Below are 18,630 nucleotides of genomic sequence, written 5' to 3'. Positions count from 1 at the left end.
TAAAATGTCTGACGTGATTTCTGTTTGTGATAGAGAAGCCGATATTTTTGAATACATTCAGTATAAGTTAGACCATGCTCAACGTTTTATTGTTCGAGCGAGTCATAATCAAAAACTAGAGGAAGCAACGGTTATTTATTTCAGGTTTTATCGTCAGCAGTAACCTTGTGTACTTACACTATTGAAGTGGCTCAAAAAGCAAATAGAAAGAAACGCCAAGCGACCCTTGAGTTAAAAACAACAGCCGTTACTTTCTCGCCTTCTGAGCGAAGAGCCAAAGGACGTGTATTAAAACCAATCACTTTAAATGTAGTAATCGCTAAAGAAAAAAAGCATCTGAAAGCGATTGTCTTGAATGGATTCTATTAACAACAGAAGCTACCACAACATTAGAGTGCACCCGCAAAATAACGCGATATTATGAAATGAGATGGCGCATTGAGGATTTCACAATGCATGGAAATCTGGGGTTGGTGCTGAAGAGCAGCGCATGCAATCGATTGAAAATTTAGAGAAAATGATGGTCATTCTCTCCTTTGTAGCCATTCGATTACTCCAATTAAAAGAGTATTTGGAATACCCAACTACTCTAGACATCAATGATAGCAGTACTTATTGTGATGAATTGCTCTCTGATGCTGAATGGAAAGTCTTATGGAATAGTGTTGAAAGAACATCATTACCTGAAAAAATACCTACCGTTGCTTAGGCTTATAAAGCAATAGCCAAGTTAGGTGGTTGGACTGACTCTAAAAGGACTGGAAAAGCAGCTTGGTCTCCTATATGGAAAGAATAGTTCCGCTTACAGGAACGAGTAGAAGGGCTTAGAATACCTACCGAGTTGATGGAGATGTGATCAAGAGACAGCTTAAATGGGAAGGACCCCGGAAATGGATAAACCTTGATTACGACTGCGTCTCCATCAAGGCTACGCGGCTTTAATATCAAGGGTTATAAGATTGGTGGAGGCGGCGGGAATTGACCCCGCTACTATAGGTTTTTGTACTTTTTGTGAAATACAATCAAAGACCATGAAATACCACGTCAGTTCTGGGTTATCCTCTCTTTTCTAAAATATGCTCAGTTGTCTTTTACAGTCTTTAGTTCTCTGCAAATGGTGCCGTTTTGGTGCCGCTATGCTGCTTCTAATTCAATATGAACACGTTGTCCAATAGCTGCTGCAATATTTACCAAAGCATCTAATGAAAATCGGGAAATACGGCCTCGTAACATATCATTCAAACGCGGTTGTGTAATTCCGCAATGTTGAGCCGCTTCAACTTGTTTCCAACCATTCTTTTTAACAATCGCTACAATTTGTCGCATCAATTCGGCTTTTGCTTGCAGATTAGCTGATTCACCGGCTGTATCAGCAATTGCATCCCAAACATTATCGAAGTTTTCTGCTTTACTCATCTCTATTTGCTCCTCATCAATTCAGCAAAACGTGCTTTTGCAAGATCAATATCACGTTTTGCTGTGGCTTGAGTTTTCTTTTGGAATGCATGTAAAACATATACTGCATCCGCTAGTCTTGCTGTATAAATTACACGATACGTTCCTGATTCATCCCATATTCTAATTTCTTCAACTCCCTTGCCAATTGAAGGCATGGGTTTAAAATCATCGGGCTGTTCGCCATGTTGTACTTTATCAAGCTGGTAACCCGCATCTTGTTTTGTATCAGTATCAAACTCTCGCAAACGAGTTAACGAATCACCTAAAAATCGTAGCGGTTTCATTTATTATTTTATATCCGTTTTGATATAATTATATCTGTTTCAATAGGTTTTGCAAGGACTCAAAGTAGTGCCCGCTTAAATGGGAAAGACCCAGATTTATTATATATAAATCAAGGACTTAATTGGTGGAGGAGGCGGGAATTGAACCCGCGACAATTTTTTTAATCTATTGATATTACTGCGTTTTATTTTTAGCTCAACTTTTTTGGGCAGATATTGGGTAGTTTTTTGTTAACAATTGCGTTTTTGTTCAGTTTGATTCCGTATACGGGAATTGAATTTGTTTCCTTACAACCGCTATATTTTTTAATTAACCTTTGGTGTTGCTTGATAACCCAATTTATGGTTGGTTTAGTGGTCATAAAAAAATTGTTCTACCGTCATTTACTTTAATCTCCAGTAATAGGTAAGTATTAGTATTTTAATGGAGATTAAAGTAAATATCATGTGGTGTTACTCGCCATCAATTCTTTAAAAATTCAAATAACAACCCTCTGTTTTCCATGGCTATTAATTAAAACATGGCGCTGTTTTATTGGATTAATAATCAAAACAACAATCTGTTTTGTTGACTTAAATATATTATTGCTTATAATTTAGTATATTACTAATGATAAGTATATTAAATGAAACGAACTCTATTAAATTATATGGATAACTGGCTGGTTTCACCTGACCGGAAACCATTAGTCATTCGTGGGGCAAGACAAGTTGGTAAAACATGGCTAGTAAGGCACTTAGCTGAAAAGACAGGAATGCAATTAATTGAACTCAACTTCGAGAAGCGACCTTCCTATGCCAGTCTTTTTGCTTCTAATGATGTAAATCAAATTTTATTAAATTTAAGTACGGTATTAAATCAGAAAATAGATCCCCCAAAGTGCTTATTATTCCTAGATGAAATACAGGCAGCACCTCAACTGCTTAGCAAACTCCGTTGGTTTGCAGAAGATTTACCCCAACTAGCAGTAATCTCCGCTGGCTCTCTATTAGAATTTATTCTAGCGGAGCACTCATTTAGTATGCCGGTTGGGCGAGTTAGCTATATGCATTTGGAACCATTGTCATTTGATGAATTTTTATTAGCAAATGACAAAGAATCACTTTATGACTATTTAAATCAATATGACCTAAGTGTCGAGCTCCCCTCTGCGATTCACGAGCAATTAACTACTTTATTTAAAGAATATCTGATTATCGGCGGTATGCCCGCTGTAGTCTCTAATTGGGCTGCTGAACGCTCTCTGAATAGAGTTAGTCAAATACAAAATGACTTATTGGCCACCTATCGCGATGACTTTTCAAAATATAAAGGTCGTTTAGCGACAGAAAGATTAGACGAAGTACTTAATTCTATTCCAAAAATGCTTGGACAAAAATTTGTATTTAGTAGAGTTAATAAAACGATTCAAGCATCGACAATAAAGCATGTATTAGATCTGTTAGAAAAAGCCCGAATTAGCCACCGAGTACAAAGTAGCTCAGCAAATGGTGTTCCCCTCGCATCTGAAATTAAAGAAAAATTTTTTAAAGAAATTTTCCTTGATATAGGCTTATGTAGTACAGCACTAGGACTGAGTTTAAACCAAATTAATTCAACAAATGAAATTCTTTTGATTAATAATGGCGGCATCGCTGAACAGGTAGTTGGCCAATTGCTAAGAACAATTGAACCACCCTATATTGAACCAGTTTTGTATTATTGGCATAGAGAAGAGGCTGGTTCAAGTGCTGAAATTGATTATGTAATCCAACATGGTAATAAAATTATACCTATTGAAGTAAAAGCTGGTGCCACAGGAAGCCTAAAGTCACTACATGTTTTCATGGGATTAAAAAAATTACCTCTCGCCATGCGAATTAATTCTGATTATCCAAGTAAAACTAATGTAGATGTAAAAGATAATTTAGGGAAATCCGTAAACTATACTTTTATATCCATTCCCTTTTATCTTGTGGGGCAGATACATAGATTACTTAAAGATGCCCCCGGAAATGGGAAAGACCCAGATTAAAGTATAAACCCTTTAATATCAAGGGTTATAAGATGTTATTGGATGTTCTTAGATTTGAATTTGGTGGAGGCGGCGGGGATTGAACCCGCGTCCGCAAATCCTCTGCCATCAGTTCTACATGCTTAGCCTTGTCTATTGTATTAACCGTAACCCCTCCGACAGGCAGGATGGTTTACGGCGATTCCCTGGATTTAACAACTTGATGCGGGACTAACCAAGTTGCGAGCTTATCTTTTATGACCGTTGATTCGATACCGATAAGCGAGCTCGGTCAACGGGGCGCTGGTTTTTTGGCAGCGCACGATTGGGGAAAATTTTCTATCAATGCTTACGCAGCGATAGAGCCTTCTCCACCAGCAAAGTTTTCATCGTTTGCATTTATATTTAGTGAGTCTTATTTACGAGAGATCTCATTCTCGGCATGCACCTCAGGTTTCGCAACCCACGTCGAAGCCAGGTCGCCCCCTTTGTACACTTTAATTATAACACATCTTTATACTGAACAAAATTTCATGTTGGGCGTGGGCACAGATGCAACTCTCACATAAGTAAATTTGAAGTTGGTGGACTGAGTCCCTAAGTAATTTTTTGTATTGCAAAAATCGACCAATCTATCCAAATTATATTATAAGTTAATAATAGGACGTTTATTAACGTAACCAATCTTTACCCATAATCACGAGCTGCATAACTCAGGAAGGAAGTTATTTATGCCTACCCTTTATACGATTGGACATTCTACCCATACTCTTGAAGAGTTTTTTGATTTACTACACACTCACCAAATTACCCATATTGTCGATGTTCGGTCCATACCAAAATCTCGTCATGTTCCTTGGTTTAACGAAAATTCGCTCAAGGCTTCTTTGCATAAAGAAAAAATTGCTTATACGCACATGGCGAAATTAGGAGGCTTACGGCGAGTTTCTAAAGACTCTATGAATAAGGGCTGGCGCAATGCCAGTTTCCGTGGGTTTGCTGATTATATGCAAACACCTGAATTTTTGAGGGCCTAAAGGAATTAAATCATCTCATAAAAAATGAGCGGCGAGTTGCACTGATGTGTGCCGAAGCATTACCGTGGCGATGCCATCGATCGCTTATTGCTGATGCAGAAATTGCTCGACATTATGTGGTTTGGGAAATTATAAGCAAAACGTCCGTGAAGCGTCATCAATTGACGGATTTTGCTGTGATAAATAGAAAAAAAAGACCAATCCAAATTTATTATCCCTGACTTTTAACCCGACAAAGCACTCTTAAAATTCTGTGAAAATGGGCAAGTTTTTATTCCAGAAACAAACGGTTGGGCTAAGGCCCAACCGATAAAGAAGGCTTGCGGTCACTGCATGAATTATTCGATACCATTATGCCTTAATAAGGCATCCACTGTTGCAGGTCGTCCTCTGAATTGCAAATAAGCCTCCGCCGCTTTTTTTGACCCGCCTACTTCAAGAATGGAATGTAAAAAATCCCGCCCTGTGCTGGAATTAAAAATTCCCTCTTCCTCAAAACGGGAAAAAGCATCGCTGGAAAGTACTTCTGCCCATTTATAGCTGTAATAACCTGCTGCATAGCCACCTGAAAAAATATGCGTAAAACTATGTTGGAAACGATTGTAAGCGGCTACAGGAACGACAGTGGTTTCCTTTCTCACTTCATTGAGAATTTTCGCCACAAGGCCTGAGCCTCCCGACTTAAATTCTTGGTGAATACGAAAATCAAATAAAGCAAATTCCAATTGGCGCATCATGGCCATCGCTGACTGAAAATTTTTAGCTGCAAGCAATTTGCTGAATAATTCATCGGGTAACTTTTCACGGCTATCCACATGCTGGGTTAGTAATTGAATGGCACTGTGTTCCCAACACCAATTTTCAAAAAATTGGCTTGGAAGCTCTACTGCATCCCATTCCACGCCATTTATTCCTGAAGCATTTAAGTAGTCAACTTGCGTCAAAACATGATGTAAACAGTGACCAAACTCGTGGAATAACGTTAACACTTCATCATGGGATAAAGCAGCCGCTTTTTTTGCTGAAGGTTTCGCAAAATTACACGTCAATGTTGCAATCGGGAGTTGTACGTCGCCATTAGCTAACTTGCGACGACTTTGTAAAGAGTCCATCCAAGCACCGCCGCGCTTGTGTTGGCGCGCAAATAAATCGGCGTAGATATATCCTCTTAACTGCATGTCCTCATCGAGAACACGGTAGCATTTTACATCAGGATGCCAAGTATCAACCCCGGTAATTTCCTCCATATTCATACCATAGAGTTTATTCACTATAGTAAAAAAACCTTCCATGACTTGGTTAAGCGAAAAATAAGGGCGGAGTTCTTCTTGGGATATCGCGTACTCCTTCTGGCTTTTTTTCTCAGAAAGAAAAGCCAAATCCCATGGGGCAATCTCCTCGATGCCATATTCTTCTTTTGCGAATTCTTGTAGGGATTTGAATTCGGTTTTTGCCTGATGATGGCTTCGCGTTGATAAATCATGCAAAAATTCGAGAACTTGCTTTGTTGAGTCTGCCATTTTTGTGGCCAATGATAATTCGGCATAATTGGCAAACCCCAATAAGGCTGCTTTTTCTTGTCGCAAAGCCAACATTTCATCAATCAAGGTAGTATTATCAAAGTTACCTGCGCTTGGACCTTGATCGGATGCGCGAGTCGCAAAAGCGTAATAAATTTCTTCCCGTAAAGCCCTCTCTTCTGCGTAAGTCACCACAGCAAGATAGCAAGGAAATTCTAAATTTAGCATCCAACCGGTTAGCTCTTTTTCCGCAGCTAGCTCATGGGCAGTATTGATCGCATGCTCGGGTAACCCGGCTAGGCGCTTTTCATCCGTGATGTGTAAACTAAATGCTTGAGAAGCATCCAGCACATTATTCTCAAATTGATTGGCTAACTGCGACAGGCGCGTTTGCATTTCCTCAAAGCGTTGTTTCTTTTCTTTGGGCAAAGCAACGCCTGATAATTCAAAATCACGCAGACAGTCTTCCACTATCTTCGTTTGAGCTTTATCTAAGGTACTAGTGTCTAACGATTTAATTGCACTATAGAGCTCATGATTATGTCCTATAGCAGCTTCATAGGCGGATAATTTGGGTAAGCATGCCTGATAACAATCGCGTAGCTTTTTTGAGTTAACCACCGCATGCAAATGGGATAAAGGCGCCCAAAAACGCTCAAGCGCATCATCCATTTCCTCTAAAGGATGCATCAGATTATGCCAAGTAAACTGAGTATTTTCCTTTAGAATGATTTCAATTTGTTCCAAATTATGTTGTAGGAGCTTATCCAAATGTTCAACAAAATGTTCTATATTAAACGAAGTGAACTGGGGTAGGCTAACTGCTGACATAGAACCTCGCAAAATTCCAAAATGATTTAGGGCTGGTGACAATTGGTTTTGCAAAGCGAAATTAAGATAAATCACTGCGGTACAACCAGTTGCCAACAAACCCTAAGAATAGCATTGAATTCGAAGTTGCTCTATGACGAATAACTATTGGTGCCTTCGGTTACTTTTTAAATGAGTCAACGCCTATTGAACACTATACGAACATTCATCATCAATAAAGCCATCATTAGAGTTATGCGATGATGGCGCTATCAGTCGGCTTTCCGTTGGATTTAGCGGCGGAAACATCACATTACGATTTTTGAAAAAAGATTCTGGTTCTTTCATTTTTGCTTCCTGGCTCTTAAACCATCGCTCAGCGAGAAAACCTGCTAATGTGACGGTCAACACTAGAATAGCTCCCACAAGAGGAATGACCGGGTTAACGGCAAAGATGGGTAAAGCGCAGCACATCCCTAAAAACAAAGTACTCGTACTTATTATACCCCATATCACTTGCTGTCGTTTGCAACTGAAACGTTCTTCTAAATGCTTTTGGTATTCCTCTATCTCTTTAAGCTCTTCTGGACTTGCACCACTACTACGTTTATTTTCGGCAATACCCCTATACTCTTCGCGTAGTTTTTGCATTCGGCTCAACTCAACAACTGCACGGATACTTGCCAGAATGACATCGAAAAAAAAGATGGAGACGGTGACATACCAGCCTATTGGTGCTAAACCACCAATGAACAAGAAACAACCTAAGATTCCGCCAATAAACCAGGCCATATCGTTACCTAACTCCAACCCACGGCGCTGTAACTGACTTTCCAAGCGTACAAGCCAACCTAACTCTTCCTCCTTCTCTGCCATTCCCGTCCATTGATTAGGGAAAAGATGTTTAAACAATAAAATCAAATTAACGGTTAGCCTTGGAACATAAAATACCCAGGCCACATAGTTCAAGGTCGGACCAAGAAATCGATCTACTCCATTGATGATGTTAGGAAAGGCTTGTGAATTTTGCAGAAATGGCAGTAGCGTGATAAAAACACGCCTTATGCGAATAGTAAACAGACGACGCCAATTATATTTGCTTTGGGGGTCTTTGATGAGTTTTGAAAGGGAATTAGTTGGCTCATTTTCGAGATTGGTTGGAGCAGGAATGGGATGCCCCATCATCGAGAGCACCTGGCGATAGTATTTTTGCTCGTCTTGTAAAGAGCCTAATTTTTGGCAATGCACATTCAAGTAGTAATAATAGAGATGTGCCAGCAGCTCGGCCATTGCCAAAGCCGCTTTGAGCTGCTCTACAAGCACGGCCCGTTCATCTAGAGTCAGTTTCCGCTTTTGCGATTCCTTTGCTTTGCTCGCAAAACTATGAAACAGGTGCCCGCGATGAATGTCGTATTCAAACTCGAGTAGGGGATGAATTCGAACAAGTGGTTGAAAAAAGTCAACGCCCTTTTTTTCCAACTCATCACGAAATACCCAGCGATTACCTGTCTCTTGTTGTTGGGTGATGGGTGTATCACTTGTAAGATTCTTCAATCGTTGCAAAAGTGCTGTCATACAACCCCAAGTTATGTTGAAGCTGGTCCGATCATCCCAAAAAATGGACAAGAAGTAAATTTTACAGGATAATTAAAATAGATTTTTTTTATATGCCTTTTTATTTGCTCATTATTGCTACAATTATTGAAAACCCAACTTGCTGATTAGAGGCTTCTGAGCGACAATAGTGCCCCTTATGACAGCAGAAGAGAACCCATGAGCCTTTCCAATGATTTAGCCAACGCTATTCGCTTTTTAAGTGTTGACGCCGTAGAGCTTGCACAATCCGGACATCCAGGTATGCCGTTAGGTATGGCAGATATTGCGACCGTCCTTTGGAAAAAATTTTTAAAGCATAGTCCGAAGAATCCTAACTGGTTTGACCGTGATCGCTTTGTTCTATCAAATGGCCATGGATCAATGCTTCTTTACTCGTTGTTGCATTTGACAGGTTATAATTTAAGCCTTAATGAGTTAAAACATTTTCGTCAACTCCACTCAAAAACACCGGGTCATCCAGAATATGGCGATACACCGGGCGTTGAAACCACAACAGGCCCTCTGGGGCAAGGGTTGGCTAATGCGGTCGGTATGGCTATCGCAGAAAAGTTGTTAGCAACACAATTCAATCGCTCTGACTTAGAGTTAGTTAATCACTACACTTATGTTTTCGCCGGTGATGGCTGTCTCATGGAAGGAATTTCGCATGAGGTAAGCTCTTTAGCCGGTACACTAGGCCTTGGAAAACTCATTGTCTTTTATGACGATAATGGGATTTCAATCGATGGCAAAGTAGAGTCTTGGTTTACCGATGACACTGCCTTACGTTTTAAAGCATACCATTGGCAAGTCATTGGGCCTATTGATGGACACAATCAGCAAGCCATCGAAGAGGCCATCTTGCAAGCGCGTCAAGAAACCTCCAAACCCAGCCTCATCATCTGCAAAACAGTCATTGGTTTTGGCTCTCCCGTTGCAGGCAGTGAAAAAGCCCATGGTGCGCCATTAGGTGCTGAAGGGGTGGTTAAAGTTCGCGAAACGTTTGATTGGCCCTATGAAGCTTTTGTCATACCTGAAGCAATTTATGCGGAATGGAACCATGTGGAACAAGGCCAACAGGATGAAAATCGCTGGCTTAACCGCTGCCACGACTATCAACAGCGATATCGAAGCGATTATCATGAATTTTTACGCCGTATTAACGGCGATCTACCCGATAACTGGAACGCTTATGCCAGTGATTTCATTGAGCAATGTCGGCGTAACGATAAAGCCTTAGCGACTCGAAAAAGTTCCCAGCTTTGTATCGAGCAATTCGCCAAACTTTTGCCAGAAATGCTAGGCGGTTCAGCTGATTTGACTGGCTCGAACAACACCGATTGGTCCGGTTCGCAGGCCATTAAAGCCGACGGATTTTCAGGCAACTACCTATACTACGGTGTGCGTGAATTTGGCATGGCAGCAATCATGAATGGTTTAGCGCTGCATGGCGGATTTATTCCCTACGGAGGAACCTTCTTAGTTTTCGCCGATTATGCTAGAAATGCAATACGCCTGAGTGCTCTCATGAAGAAGAGGGTCATTTATGTCTTTACACATGACTCCATTGGTTTAGGCGAAGATGGCCCCACTCATCAACCCATCGAACATGCGGCAATGCTACGCATGACACCTAACATGCAAGTGTGGCGGCCAGCCGACTTATTCGAAACGGCCGTTGCATGGCAACAAGCGCTTGAACATCATACAGGACCTTCTTCCTTATTATTATCAAGGCAAAATTTACCCGCACTAGACAATAGTGCTGATACCGCAGAGCAGGTTAGAAAAGGGGGCTATATCTTGAGCGATTGCCAAGGAGAACCCGATGCTATCCTCTTAGCGACGGGTTCTGAGGTGCATTTAGTTTTAGATGCGGCAGCTAAGTTGCAAGCTTCAGGAAAAAAGATCCGAGTGGTGTCCATGCCGTGTTGTGAACGTTTTCTTGCTCAGGACAGCGCTTATCAAGAACATGTCCTACCTAAAGCCGTACGCAAGCGCTTAGCTGTTGAGGCTGCAGCTACCGCTTATTGGTATCGCTTTGTTGGCTTAGACGGCGCAGTGATTGGACTTGATCGCTTCGGAGTCTCTGCACCAGCTGCGCAGGTTTATAATTATTTAGGTATTAGTGTAGAAAATATAGTCATGACGCTCGAGCGCATCTTGAATTAAAGTAAGTATTCATTCGTATGAATGCCTTTTAAAAACTGACTCATAAGAGTCCCCTGAATTCGGAGAAGTATATGACGATACGAGTCGCAATAAACGGTTATGGTCGTATTGGCCGTTGCATTTTACGATCCATTTTTGAATATAAGCGCCAAAATCAATTTAATGTAGTGGCTATCAATGATGTGTCTGGCATAGAAACGACAGCGCATTTAACACGTTATGATTCAACGCATGGTCGCTTTGGTAGTGAAGTCCATATTGACGGCAATAATCTGGTTGTCGACGGGCATTCCATTCGCGTTATTTCCGAACGTGATCCAACCCTTCTGCCTTGGAGTAGCTTGGATGTGGATATCGTATTTGAATGCACAGGGCGTTTCACGAACCGCGAAGGAGCCCTGAAACATATCCATGCGGGTGCTAAAAAAGTACTCATTTCAGCACCAGGTAAAGAGGCGGACGCGACGATTGTTTATGGTGTTAATCACCATACTTTGCAAGCAACGGACATTATCGTGTCTAATGCGTCTTGTACGACCAACTGCTTAGCTCCAGTGGTAAAACCACTTCATGAGGCGTTAGGAATTTCTTATGGTTTATTAAATACTGTGCATGCTTACACGAAGGATCAAATGCTGTTAGATGCGAGTCACAGCGATCTTCGCCGTGCACGCTCAGCAACCCAATCGATTATTCCCACTAAAACAGGCGCTGCTCAAGCAGTTGGTTTAGTCCTACCTGAATTGGCAGGCAAGCTTGATGGTTTTGCTATGCGGGTCCCTACTTTGAATGTCTCTGTAATCGACTTAACCTTTACTGCTCAACGTGAAACCACTGCTGCAGAGGTCAATGACATCATGCGTCAAGCAAAAAGTGAAATTTTGCACATCAATGAAGAACCGCTAGTCTCTTGTGATTTTAATCATTACCCGGCTTCAGCTGTTTTTGATACAGCTCAAACTAAAGTGTTGGGTAATCTAGTTAAAGTCGTTGCCTGGTATGACAATGAGTGGGGGTTCTCGAATCGTATGCTGGATACTGCAAATTGCATGATGAATCGTTAAGGATGGCATGATGAATCTGATTAAAATGAGCGAGCTTAGTCTTCGTGATAAACGAGTATTGATTCGCGAAGATTTAAATGTCCCTATAAAAGACGGGATTATTACCAGCGATCAACGTTTACAAGCTGCGTTGCCAACCATTAAAACGGCCTTGGATGAGGGAGCAGCCGTGATGGTGTTATCTCATTTAGGAAGACCGGAAGAAGGTAAATTTGAAAAACGCTTTTCTCTGAAACCCATCGCAGATTATTTAGCAACCCATCTTGAGTACCCAGTTCGGTTTGTAACCCACTACTTAGAGGGTATTGATGTTAACCCCGGTGAATTAGTCGTTTGTGAAAATGTGCGATTTAACCCGGGAGAGAAAGCTGACGATGATGTTTTAGCAAAAAAACTTGCGAATTTATGCGATATTTTTGTCATGGATGCGTTTGGCACTGCGCACCGAGCTCAAGCCTCAACGCATGGTGTGGCCAAATATGCCCCTATCGCTGCTGCAGGCCCACTACTGATACGGGAATTAGAAGCCTTACAACATGTGCTTAAAGAACCAGCGAAGCCCATCGTCGCTATTGTTGGCGGAGCAAAAGTATCCTCTAAATTGACCTTGCTTACTCAATTAATTAGCCGGGTTGATTACTTAATTCCTGGTGGCGGTATTGCCAATACTTTTCTTAAAGCCCAGGGTTTTGAGATTGGTGTATCGCTTTGTGAAGACGATTTGTTGGATGCGGCTCGAGAGATCTTGGAGTCGGCTAAAAAAAGTGGTTGTCAAATCCCCCTTCCTTCTGATGTCGTTGTTGGGAAAACATTCTCAGACAGTTGTCCGGCTTTCAACAAAAGCTTAGCCAATATTGCCAGCGATGACATGATCATGGATATAGGACCAGAAACAGTAGGTCGCTATGTCGATATCATCGACAAAGCAAATACGATTATTTGGAATGGTCCGGTCGGTGTCTTTGAATTCCCACAATTTGCCTACGGCACGAGAGCGTTAGCCATAGCCATTGCTGACAGTGAGGCCTTTTCTATTGCGGGTGGAGGCGATACCCTGGCAGCCGTAGATCAGTATGATCTCACTCAACAAATCTCTTATATATCCACAGGCGGCGGAGCTTTTCTTGAATTTCTGGAGGGCAAAACTTTACCCGCTGTTGCGATTTTAGAAGAACGCGCTAATGCTGCAGCGTCACACTAAACTGGATACCGCGCATTAGCGCGGTACCTAGGAATTTTATGTGACACAGAACTCTCGGGGCAGGCCGGTGAACACAAGCAAGGAAGTAGGGGGGCTATTCTACCAAGCGATCAGATTGGGCGATAAAATCCACGAGTTTGTCAATTTCTTGAATACCTAAGAGAATTAGCTCACGATCGCCCCATCAGGAATGCCTGGGTTTTCAAGGCTTAAGATACCGGTGTTGAAATCATAAGCGAAAATTTCAGCATAACGCCCCCAATCAATCATGGTTCGTAAAACGCGTTCCGCTTCTTTCTCACTGAGGTAGTCCTCAAGTTTAGATAAAAACCGCTCCTCTGAAACACGATGACCAATTTTTTCGTCTAACACACGGCGTATATAACGTGCTAGAGGCACTTTTTCTAAGAGGCGTTTCGCAAACAATTGCTTGCGCGCTTGTAAATCGGCTTCAGAAAATTGTTTGCCCAATTCACTTAACTGAATATCACCATCGGATACTTTGGCAAAGCCTAGAATTTCTAAGGTTTCCAATATGGGGAATAAATCATCGATATTCATCATTAATTCATCGGCTAACTCGGGCAAATCGATCTGATCTTTAAATGATTTCATAGTCTCAATTAAACCCGACAATTCCGAAGGTTCTACATCAGGTAAGCGATAACCTAAACCAATTTGTCGCTCACGTTGCGCTCCTCGTGCTTTTTCTTTAGGTCCAGTGGTCATTAACGTATAGATTTTATCGACTAGATCCCTAAACTCTTCGGTTTCCGCATCGCGAGGCTGATCTAAACTGACTTGTAATTCCGCACGAATGTAGCCGGGATCGCTGCCAAAAATAATAATGCGATCAGCTAATGTCGCTGCTTCTTCGATGTTATGAGTCACTAGTAATATGCCATTCGTATTGGTTTTCTTTTCCTGCCAAAGTTTAAGCAAATCGGATTTTAAGTTTTCGGCCGTTAGCACATCCAGTGCAGAGAAAGGTTCATCCATTAACAACACATCAGGATTAATCACCAAAGCACGAGCAAAACCAACGCGTTGACGCATTCCACCTGAGAGTTCTTTGGGAAACGCAGATTCAAAGCCATCAAGGCCTATAGTATCAATCGCTTCAATAGCACGATGACGCCTTTCTTCTCGATTTACCCCTTGCGCCTCTAGGCCTAGCTCCACATTCTCAAGCACGGTTAACCAAGGCATCAGCGCAAACGATTGAAATACCATGGCTATACCCGGAACTGGCCCAGTCACAGGTTTACCACGGTATGTGACTGTACCCGAAGAAGGAGGGACTAATCCCGCAATGATGCGTAAAAGAGTTGATTTCCCTGATCCGGATTTGCCAAGTAAAGCCACAATCTCCCCTTCATGCAGTTTAAAATTCACATCTTCGAGGACTAACAGCTCTTGCGTGGATGCTTTTTTAAAGGATTTGTGGCAATTTTCAATTGCAATAATGGTTTCTGACATAGCATCCTCAGTTAAAATTGAAGCGTTCTTCGGCTAATCGATAAAGCGGGCGCCAAATTAAATGATTAAATGCCAGCACATAAGTGCACATCATTGCTGTACCTAATGCTATTTTTGGAAAATCCCCTGCTATGGTACTTGCATGAATGTATTCACCTAACCCTGTCGCTTCCAACGTGGTGTTACCCCAGCTTACCCATTCTGCCACGATACTGGCGTTCCATGCGCCTCCTGCGGCAGTGATCGCGCCGGTAATGTAAAAAGGAAAAATCCCAGGCAAAGCCAAGCGTTTCCACCATTGCCATCCCTTGACACCAAAATTATCAGCCGCCAAATACAGATCGCGCGGGATGGTTGAGGCTCCAGCAATTACATTAAATAAAATATACCATTGTGTTCCTAAAATCATCAGTGGAGTGACCCAAATTTCCACACTAAGATGAAACTGTACGATGGCTATGACAAACAAAGGATAGAACAGATTAGCTGGAAAAGCGGCCACAAATTGGATAATCGGCTGAATTTTTTGTGCCAATCGTGGTCTTAAACCAATCCAAACTCCTACAGGAATCCAAATTAACGAACTGAAAAGAATTAATACGATAACTCGCGTGCCCGTTGCTGCTCCAAGGAGAAACACATGCAACACTTCACTTAATTTCAGTTCAGTTAAAATAAAATTCATCATTAACCAACCACCGCAAAAAATAGCGATCAGGACTAGGGTATTCCACATCCAATCAAGATGCTTTTGCCGACGGATATCAATTTCCCTAACCACTTTTATTTTCCTGCGCGATAGCCAATTCGTATTGACTAAATTATCTTTAACAACCCTCATTATATTGGCAAAACCCTTCATTAATCGGCTGCCACGAATTAAATCAATTAACCAAGATTGGTACTCTTCTTCTTCAGGTGAGAGTTCCAATTTAAATTTTTCTGACCAAGCAATAAGAGGTCTAAACAAGATTTGATCATAAAGAAAAATAACAATGACCATGGTCAAAATCGCATAACCCACCGCATGTAAATCACGCTGTTCGATCGCCAAAGCGATATAAGAACCCACTCCAGGTAAGCGAATATCCTGATGGGCCACCGCAATGGATTCGGATAACACCACAAAAAACCAGCTGGCTGACATGGACATCATCAGGTTCCACAATAAGCTAGACATTGAAAAAGGAACTTCAACCTTCCAAAATCGTTGCCAAGCCGACAATTGGAACATGGCTGCAGCTTCTTTTAAATCGTGCGGCAGAGTCTTTAACGATTGATAAAAACCAAACGTGATATTCCATACTTGTGCAGTAAAAATAGCAAAAATCGAAGCACACTCAGGCCCTAATAAGCTTCCAGGAAATAAATGAATAAAACCAGTGACAGTAATGGATAAAAAACTTAATACAGGCACTGATTGGAGAATATCAATCGCCGGGATAATAATCTGTTCGGCGCGTCGATTTTTTGCAGCCAATGCTCCTACTATAAAAGTAAAGAATACCGATAACGCTAAAGCAATAAACATGCGTAGAACAGTTCGAGAAGCATAAAAAGGCAGCTTGACTGGATCTAAGGAAATAGGTAATGGCTCTCCTAATTGATAAGGGCTTGCCATCTGTTTTCCCGCCCAACCAAGAAAAAACAGCACAGAAAAAACGAGAATAAGTAATAAAATATCCCAACGATTAATGAAACGACTCACGTTTTCCCGGTTGGCAAAGTAAAAACGGCTGTTGCGCACGATGCCCCCTATTTAATTGGTTACGCCGATGGAATATTTGAACGTGCCTGATTTTAGATTTGCAAAATCCAAGACCGCATAAAATAACATAAATCTGCTGATGTGTCGCCAATCCAGCCAATGATTTAAGGATAACTGCCTCTAATTTTTGAGCCTTAGAAATCTTCGGTGAGATGTGGTTACCCTGGCAGTGATTTCACTATTGATCGAAGCCTATTGAAACAAACTACAATTAGAAATATATTTTGCTGTCATCATCTTGAGGATATATCAATGCGCAAAATCAACGTCTGGGCTGTTTTCGCCCTATTTGTTTTTTCCCTATCAGCTAAGGCTGCCCTTCCTCCGGATAATGTTCAGCTTGCGGTTTGGGCCAACGAAGCCATTGTTGCGACTTATACTTATGACTATAAAAATTTTTTACCGCGCCAGAAAGAAATTGCCAAGTATTTCACCGCAGAGGGATGGACAGCTTATAGCACAGCAGTTGCCGCTTCTAAACTCCCTGAAACGATACAAGCGAATTCTTATTATGTCAGTGCTGTGGCCACTCTCCCACCTACCATTACCACGGTCGGATCCAATCAATGGGAAGCGAAGATGCCTTTACTTGTTGTCTATAAGAATCCGCAATACCAGCAGAAACAAACCTTGGACGTCACTATTCGTTTCATCCAAGCACCTGCTGGTCAAGGCGTACGTGGTTTTGCTATCACCAGCTTGCAATCTAAAGTAAGCGAGCCCCCTTGCCAGTGTCAGCCCAATGAGAATAGCAATTCAACTACAACAGACGCACAGTCACCACCACTAAATGCAAAATAATTAACATTATTAATAATAAGATGATGAGGTTTAATTTTTTGGGCATCGCAATATCAAGTACCGCTTGCTCAGGATTATTTGGGTTATAAAATACATCAATTTCAGCGTTTCTTTCGTAAGCCATTGCTGCCTTATAAGCCACTTTGCGAGCATACTTACTATTAGGAGTGTTATGCGCTGTATCAAGAAATAGGTATTCACCCTCAAAATCTTGATCAAACACCTGATAATGGTATTTTATTCTTGGCCATAGTCGGGGACCTTCTCGTGTCCATTCAAATGAAGTAATACGTCCTTTAGTGATTAACCAAGAACGTGTTTGAGCAAGTGCTCTTCTGTCGCGCCAAAAGTATCTCAGCATGAATACGAGGAATAAGAGCCACACCAGATCGAGCAAACTTTGCCAAGATAATAACCGACTTAGCACTCGCTATCCTTTTTTAAAGTTAATAAGTTACGCCCTTAACTTCATGGCTATTCAGTTAAGTCATAACTCTTTCCTACGTTCCGCGGAGATTCTCCGCAGGAACATTTACTAATGTGTCAATGCCTTTACCAACAGCAAGGACGATAATAGTAAGTACGATAGTAATAAGGACGGTAGTAAGGACGATAGTAGTAAGTTCGATAGTACACTGGTCTTACATAGGCTGGTCCTATATAAATTCCACCCCCCCGATACCAACCTCCATATCCCCAGCCTGGGCCCCATCCCCAATGAGCTTCACTAGGAACAGAAACGAATAAACACAGGCCAAAGAGTAATGCGCCGAGGAGCGTATGGCCTTTGACATGAATATTCATAGGAGTCTCCTTTCCTGACTATTTGACCTACTATAAGTATAGACCTTCAAATAGTCAGACCAGGATTTAGGGCACATTGATCAAATTCTCCTAACTTGGAGAATGGGTCAATATCCATTCAATGTTCAATAGCCTATTAAAATGGATTAATCACTTCTTTTTGGATTCCCAGAATGCAATGTGAGCGCCCGTTGGATCCATAATCACAATAAAACGACCCATTTCACCTACTTCGGTGACCGGCATTTTTACCGTAGCGCCCAGACTTTTTGCTTTTTCGAGCGTTTGTTCAATATCGTCCACTAAAATATATCCCATCCAATGAGGGGGAATTTGATCTTTTTGTTCGGTAGGAATTTGCCATATACCCCCAAACGTATGGTTACTATTAGTAATCATTGTGTAGGTCATGTCACCGCTAGTGTTTTCCTCGGTGAATTTCCAGCCCAGTAATTTGCCATAAAAATCTTTGGCAGCTTGAACATTCGAGGTAGCTAACTCATTCCAACAAAAATCCCCAGCTTTTACATTATGCATGATTTCATCCCTTTAAATACGATCTGGTCTTTAAGAAGAAAAGTTTTGCGCTCTTCCTCCACGTGAAGCATAAAGACTACAGTAATTCAAAATGATCTGGAAGGC

The 18,630-nt window shown here is 41.5% G+C and carries 15 protein-coding genes, 1 other RNA gene and 2 pseudogenes; 8 read left to right on the top strand and 10 right to left on the bottom strand.

Annotation, left to right across the window (positions count from 1 at the left end; translation table 11 throughout):
• Positions 1–796 (top strand): annotated as a pseudogene (locus tag B5D33_RS15415) (IS4 family transposase); the annotation flags it as partial.
• 338 nt (positions 797–1,134) lie between these two features.
• Here B5D33_RS15415 and B5D33_RS15410 read toward each other — a convergent pair.
• Together B5D33_RS15410 and B5D33_RS15405 are read right to left on the bottom strand one after the other, a co-directional pair.
• Positions 1,135–1,416, bottom strand: a complete 282-nt coding sequence (locus tag B5D33_RS15410) for a helix-turn-helix domain-containing protein (RefSeq protein ID WP_058453773.1) — start codon at positions 1,414–1,416, stop codon at positions 1,135–1,137.
• Between the two features lie 2 nt (positions 1,417–1,418).
• On the bottom strand, positions 1,419–1,742 hold the full coding sequence (locus B5D33_RS15405) for a type II toxin-antitoxin system RelE/ParE family toxin (protein WP_058453774.1): 324 nt from the start codon (positions 1,740–1,742) through the stop codon (positions 1,419–1,421).
• A gap of 626 nt (positions 1,743–2,368) precedes the next feature.
• On the opposite strand from B5D33_RS15405, the gene B5D33_RS15400 reads away from it, so the two are divergent.
• Positions 2,369–3,757, top strand: coding sequence for an ATP-binding protein (locus tag B5D33_RS15400; RefSeq protein WP_058453775.1), 1,389 nt, complete (start codon positions 2,369–2,371; stop codon positions 3,755–3,757).
• A 61-nt stretch (positions 3,758–3,818) separates the two neighbouring features.
• Here B5D33_RS15400 and ssrA read toward each other — a convergent pair.
• Positions 3,819–4,223, bottom strand: a transfer-messenger RNA (tmRNA) gene (gene ssrA / locus B5D33_RS15395).
• 244 nt (positions 4,224–4,467) lie between these two features.
• Here ssrA and B5D33_RS16915 point away from each other — a divergent pair.
• Positions 4,468–4,811 (top strand): annotated as a pseudogene (locus tag B5D33_RS16915) (DUF488 domain-containing protein); the annotation flags it as partial.
• Positions 4,812–4,817: 6 nt separating this feature from the next.
• The gene (locus B5D33_RS16910; protein WP_234802531.1) at positions 4,818–4,994 is read left to right on the top strand and encodes a DUF488 domain-containing protein; all 177 of its coding nucleotides are present in this window, start codon (positions 4,818–4,820) and stop codon (positions 4,992–4,994) included.
• A 117-nt stretch (positions 4,995–5,111) separates the two neighbouring features.
• On the opposite strand, the gene B5D33_RS15385 is transcribed toward B5D33_RS16910, so the two are convergent.
• Together B5D33_RS15385 and B5D33_RS15380 are read right to left on the bottom strand one after the other, a co-directional pair.
• Complete coding sequence (locus tag B5D33_RS15385; RefSeq protein WP_058453833.1) at positions 5,112–7,124, bottom strand: M3 family metallopeptidase; 2,013 nt, start codon at positions 7,122–7,124, stop codon at positions 5,112–5,114.
• 183 nt (positions 7,125–7,307) lie between these two features.
• Entirely contained in the window at positions 7,308–8,678 is a 1,371-nt protein-coding gene (locus B5D33_RS15380; RefSeq protein ID WP_058453777.1) for an MFS transporter, read from the bottom strand.
• Between the two features lie 198 nt (positions 8,679–8,876).
• Here B5D33_RS15380 and tkt point away from each other — a divergent pair, with 198 nt between their 5' ends.
• From tkt to B5D33_RS15365, 3 genes are all read left to right on the top strand, one after another.
• Positions 8,877–10,871 (top strand): transketolase, encoded by a 1,995-nt coding sequence (gene tkt, locus B5D33_RS15375; protein ID WP_058453778.1) that lies wholly within the window; start codon positions 8,877–8,879, stop codon positions 10,869–10,871.
• Between the two features lie 71 nt (positions 10,872–10,942).
• Positions 10,943–11,935 (top strand): type I glyceraldehyde-3-phosphate dehydrogenase, encoded by a 993-nt coding sequence (gap, locus tag B5D33_RS15370; protein ID WP_058453779.1) that lies wholly within the window; start codon positions 10,943–10,945, stop codon positions 11,933–11,935.
• 10 nt (positions 11,936–11,945) lie between these two features.
• Positions 11,946–13,136, top strand: coding sequence for a phosphoglycerate kinase (locus tag B5D33_RS15365; protein WP_058453780.1), 1,191 nt, complete (start codon positions 11,946–11,948; stop codon positions 13,134–13,136).
• 165 nt (positions 13,137–13,301) lie between these two features.
• Here the strand turns inward: B5D33_RS15365 and B5D33_RS15360 are convergent, their stop codons facing one another.
• Both B5D33_RS15360 and B5D33_RS15355 read right to left on the bottom strand, forming a co-directional pair.
• Positions 13,302–14,615, bottom strand: coding sequence for an ABC transporter ATP-binding protein (locus tag B5D33_RS15360; protein ID WP_058453781.1), 1,314 nt, complete (start codon positions 14,613–14,615; stop codon positions 13,302–13,304).
• Positions 14,616–14,622: 7 nt separating this feature from the next.
• Positions 14,623–16,362 carry an ABC transporter permease gene (locus B5D33_RS15355; RefSeq protein ID WP_078767505.1) on the bottom strand — a complete coding sequence of 580 codons (1,740 nt, stop codon included), beginning with the start codon at positions 16,360–16,362 and terminating at the stop codon, positions 14,623–14,625.
• A 273-nt stretch (positions 16,363–16,635) separates the two neighbouring features.
• Between B5D33_RS15355 and B5D33_RS15350 the strand changes: the two genes are divergently transcribed.
• Positions 16,636–17,184 carry a DotI/IcmL family type IV secretion protein gene (locus tag B5D33_RS15350; RefSeq protein ID WP_058453783.1) on the top strand — a complete coding sequence of 183 codons (549 nt, stop codon included), beginning with the start codon at positions 16,636–16,638 and terminating at the stop codon, positions 17,182–17,184.
• Here the strand turns inward: B5D33_RS15350 and B5D33_RS15345 are convergent.
• The 3 genes from B5D33_RS15345 to B5D33_RS15335 form a co-directional block, all read right to left on the bottom strand.
• The gene (locus tag B5D33_RS15345; protein WP_078767506.1) at positions 17,144–17,545 is read right to left on the bottom strand and encodes a DUF3592 domain-containing protein; all 402 of its coding nucleotides are present in this window, start codon (positions 17,543–17,545) and stop codon (positions 17,144–17,146) included. The genes B5D33_RS15350 and B5D33_RS15345 overlap by 41 nt on opposite strands.
• A gap of 191 nt (positions 17,546–17,736) precedes the next feature.
• A complete protein-coding gene (locus B5D33_RS15340) occupies positions 17,737–17,988 on the bottom strand; it encodes a hypothetical protein (RefSeq protein WP_078767504.1) in 252 nt (83 codons plus the stop codon).
• Between the two features lie 150 nt (positions 17,989–18,138).
• Positions 18,139–18,525, bottom strand: a complete 387-nt coding sequence (locus B5D33_RS15335) for a VOC family protein (RefSeq protein WP_058453785.1) — start codon at positions 18,523–18,525, stop codon at positions 18,139–18,141.
• Positions 18,526–18,630 lie beyond the last annotated feature (105 nt).

This window comes from Legionella maceachernii (assembly GCF_900167045.1).
Taxonomy (GTDB): Bacteria; Pseudomonadota; Gammaproteobacteria; order Legionellales; family Legionellaceae; genus Tatlockia; species Tatlockia maceachernii.
Note: the sequence above shows the minus strand (reverse complement) of the source record. Positions and strands in the feature narration are given on the sequence as shown.

What these genes read in the sequence shown, in the direction of transcription:
- B5D33_RS16910 (WP_234802531.1), top strand. Translation starts at nt 4,818, where the DNA reads ATGTGTGCCGAAGCATTACCGTGGCGATGCCATCGATCGCTTATTGCT.
- B5D33_RS15360 (WP_058453781.1), bottom strand. Translation starts at nt 14,615, where the DNA reads ATGTCAGAAACCATTATTGCAATTGAAAATTGCCACAAATCCTTTAAA.
- B5D33_RS15400 (WP_058453775.1), top strand. Translation starts at nt 2,369, where the DNA reads ATGAAACGAACTCTATTAAATTATATGGATAACTGGCTGGTTTCACCT.
- B5D33_RS15385 (WP_058453833.1), bottom strand. Translation starts at nt 7,124, where the DNA reads ATGTCAGCAGTTAGCCTACCCCAGTTCACTTCGTTTAATATAGAACAT.
- B5D33_RS15350 (WP_058453783.1), top strand. Translation starts at nt 16,636, where the DNA reads ATGCGCAAAATCAACGTCTGGGCTGTTTTCGCCCTATTTGTTTTTTCC.
- B5D33_RS15410 (WP_058453773.1), bottom strand. Translation starts at nt 1,416, where the DNA reads ATGAGTAAAGCAGAAAACTTCGATAATGTTTGGGATGCAATTGCTGAT.
- B5D33_RS15340 (WP_078767504.1), bottom strand. Translation starts at nt 17,988, where the DNA reads ATGAATATTCATGTCAAAGGCCATACGCTCCTCGGCGCATTACTCTTT.
- B5D33_RS15335 (WP_058453785.1), bottom strand. Translation starts at nt 18,525, where the DNA reads ATGCATAATGTAAAAGCTGGGGATTTTTGTTGGAATGAGTTAGCTACC.
- B5D33_RS15405 (WP_058453774.1), bottom strand. Translation starts at nt 1,742, where the DNA reads ATGAAACCGCTACGATTTTTAGGTGATTCGTTAACTCGTTTGCGAGAG.
- tkt (WP_058453778.1), top strand. Translation starts at nt 8,877, where the DNA reads ATGAGCCTTTCCAATGATTTAGCCAACGCTATTCGCTTTTTAAGTGTT.
- B5D33_RS15345 (WP_078767506.1), bottom strand. Translation starts at nt 17,545, where the DNA reads ATGCTGAGATACTTTTGGCGCGACAGAAGAGCACTTGCTCAAACACGT.
- gap (WP_058453779.1), top strand. Translation starts at nt 10,943, where the DNA reads ATGACGATACGAGTCGCAATAAACGGTTATGGTCGTATTGGCCGTTGC.
- B5D33_RS15365 (WP_058453780.1), top strand. Translation starts at nt 11,946, where the DNA reads ATGAATCTGATTAAAATGAGCGAGCTTAGTCTTCGTGATAAACGAGTA.
- B5D33_RS15380 (WP_058453777.1), bottom strand. Translation starts at nt 8,678, where the DNA reads ATGACAGCACTTTTGCAACGATTGAAGAATCTTACAAGTGATACACCC.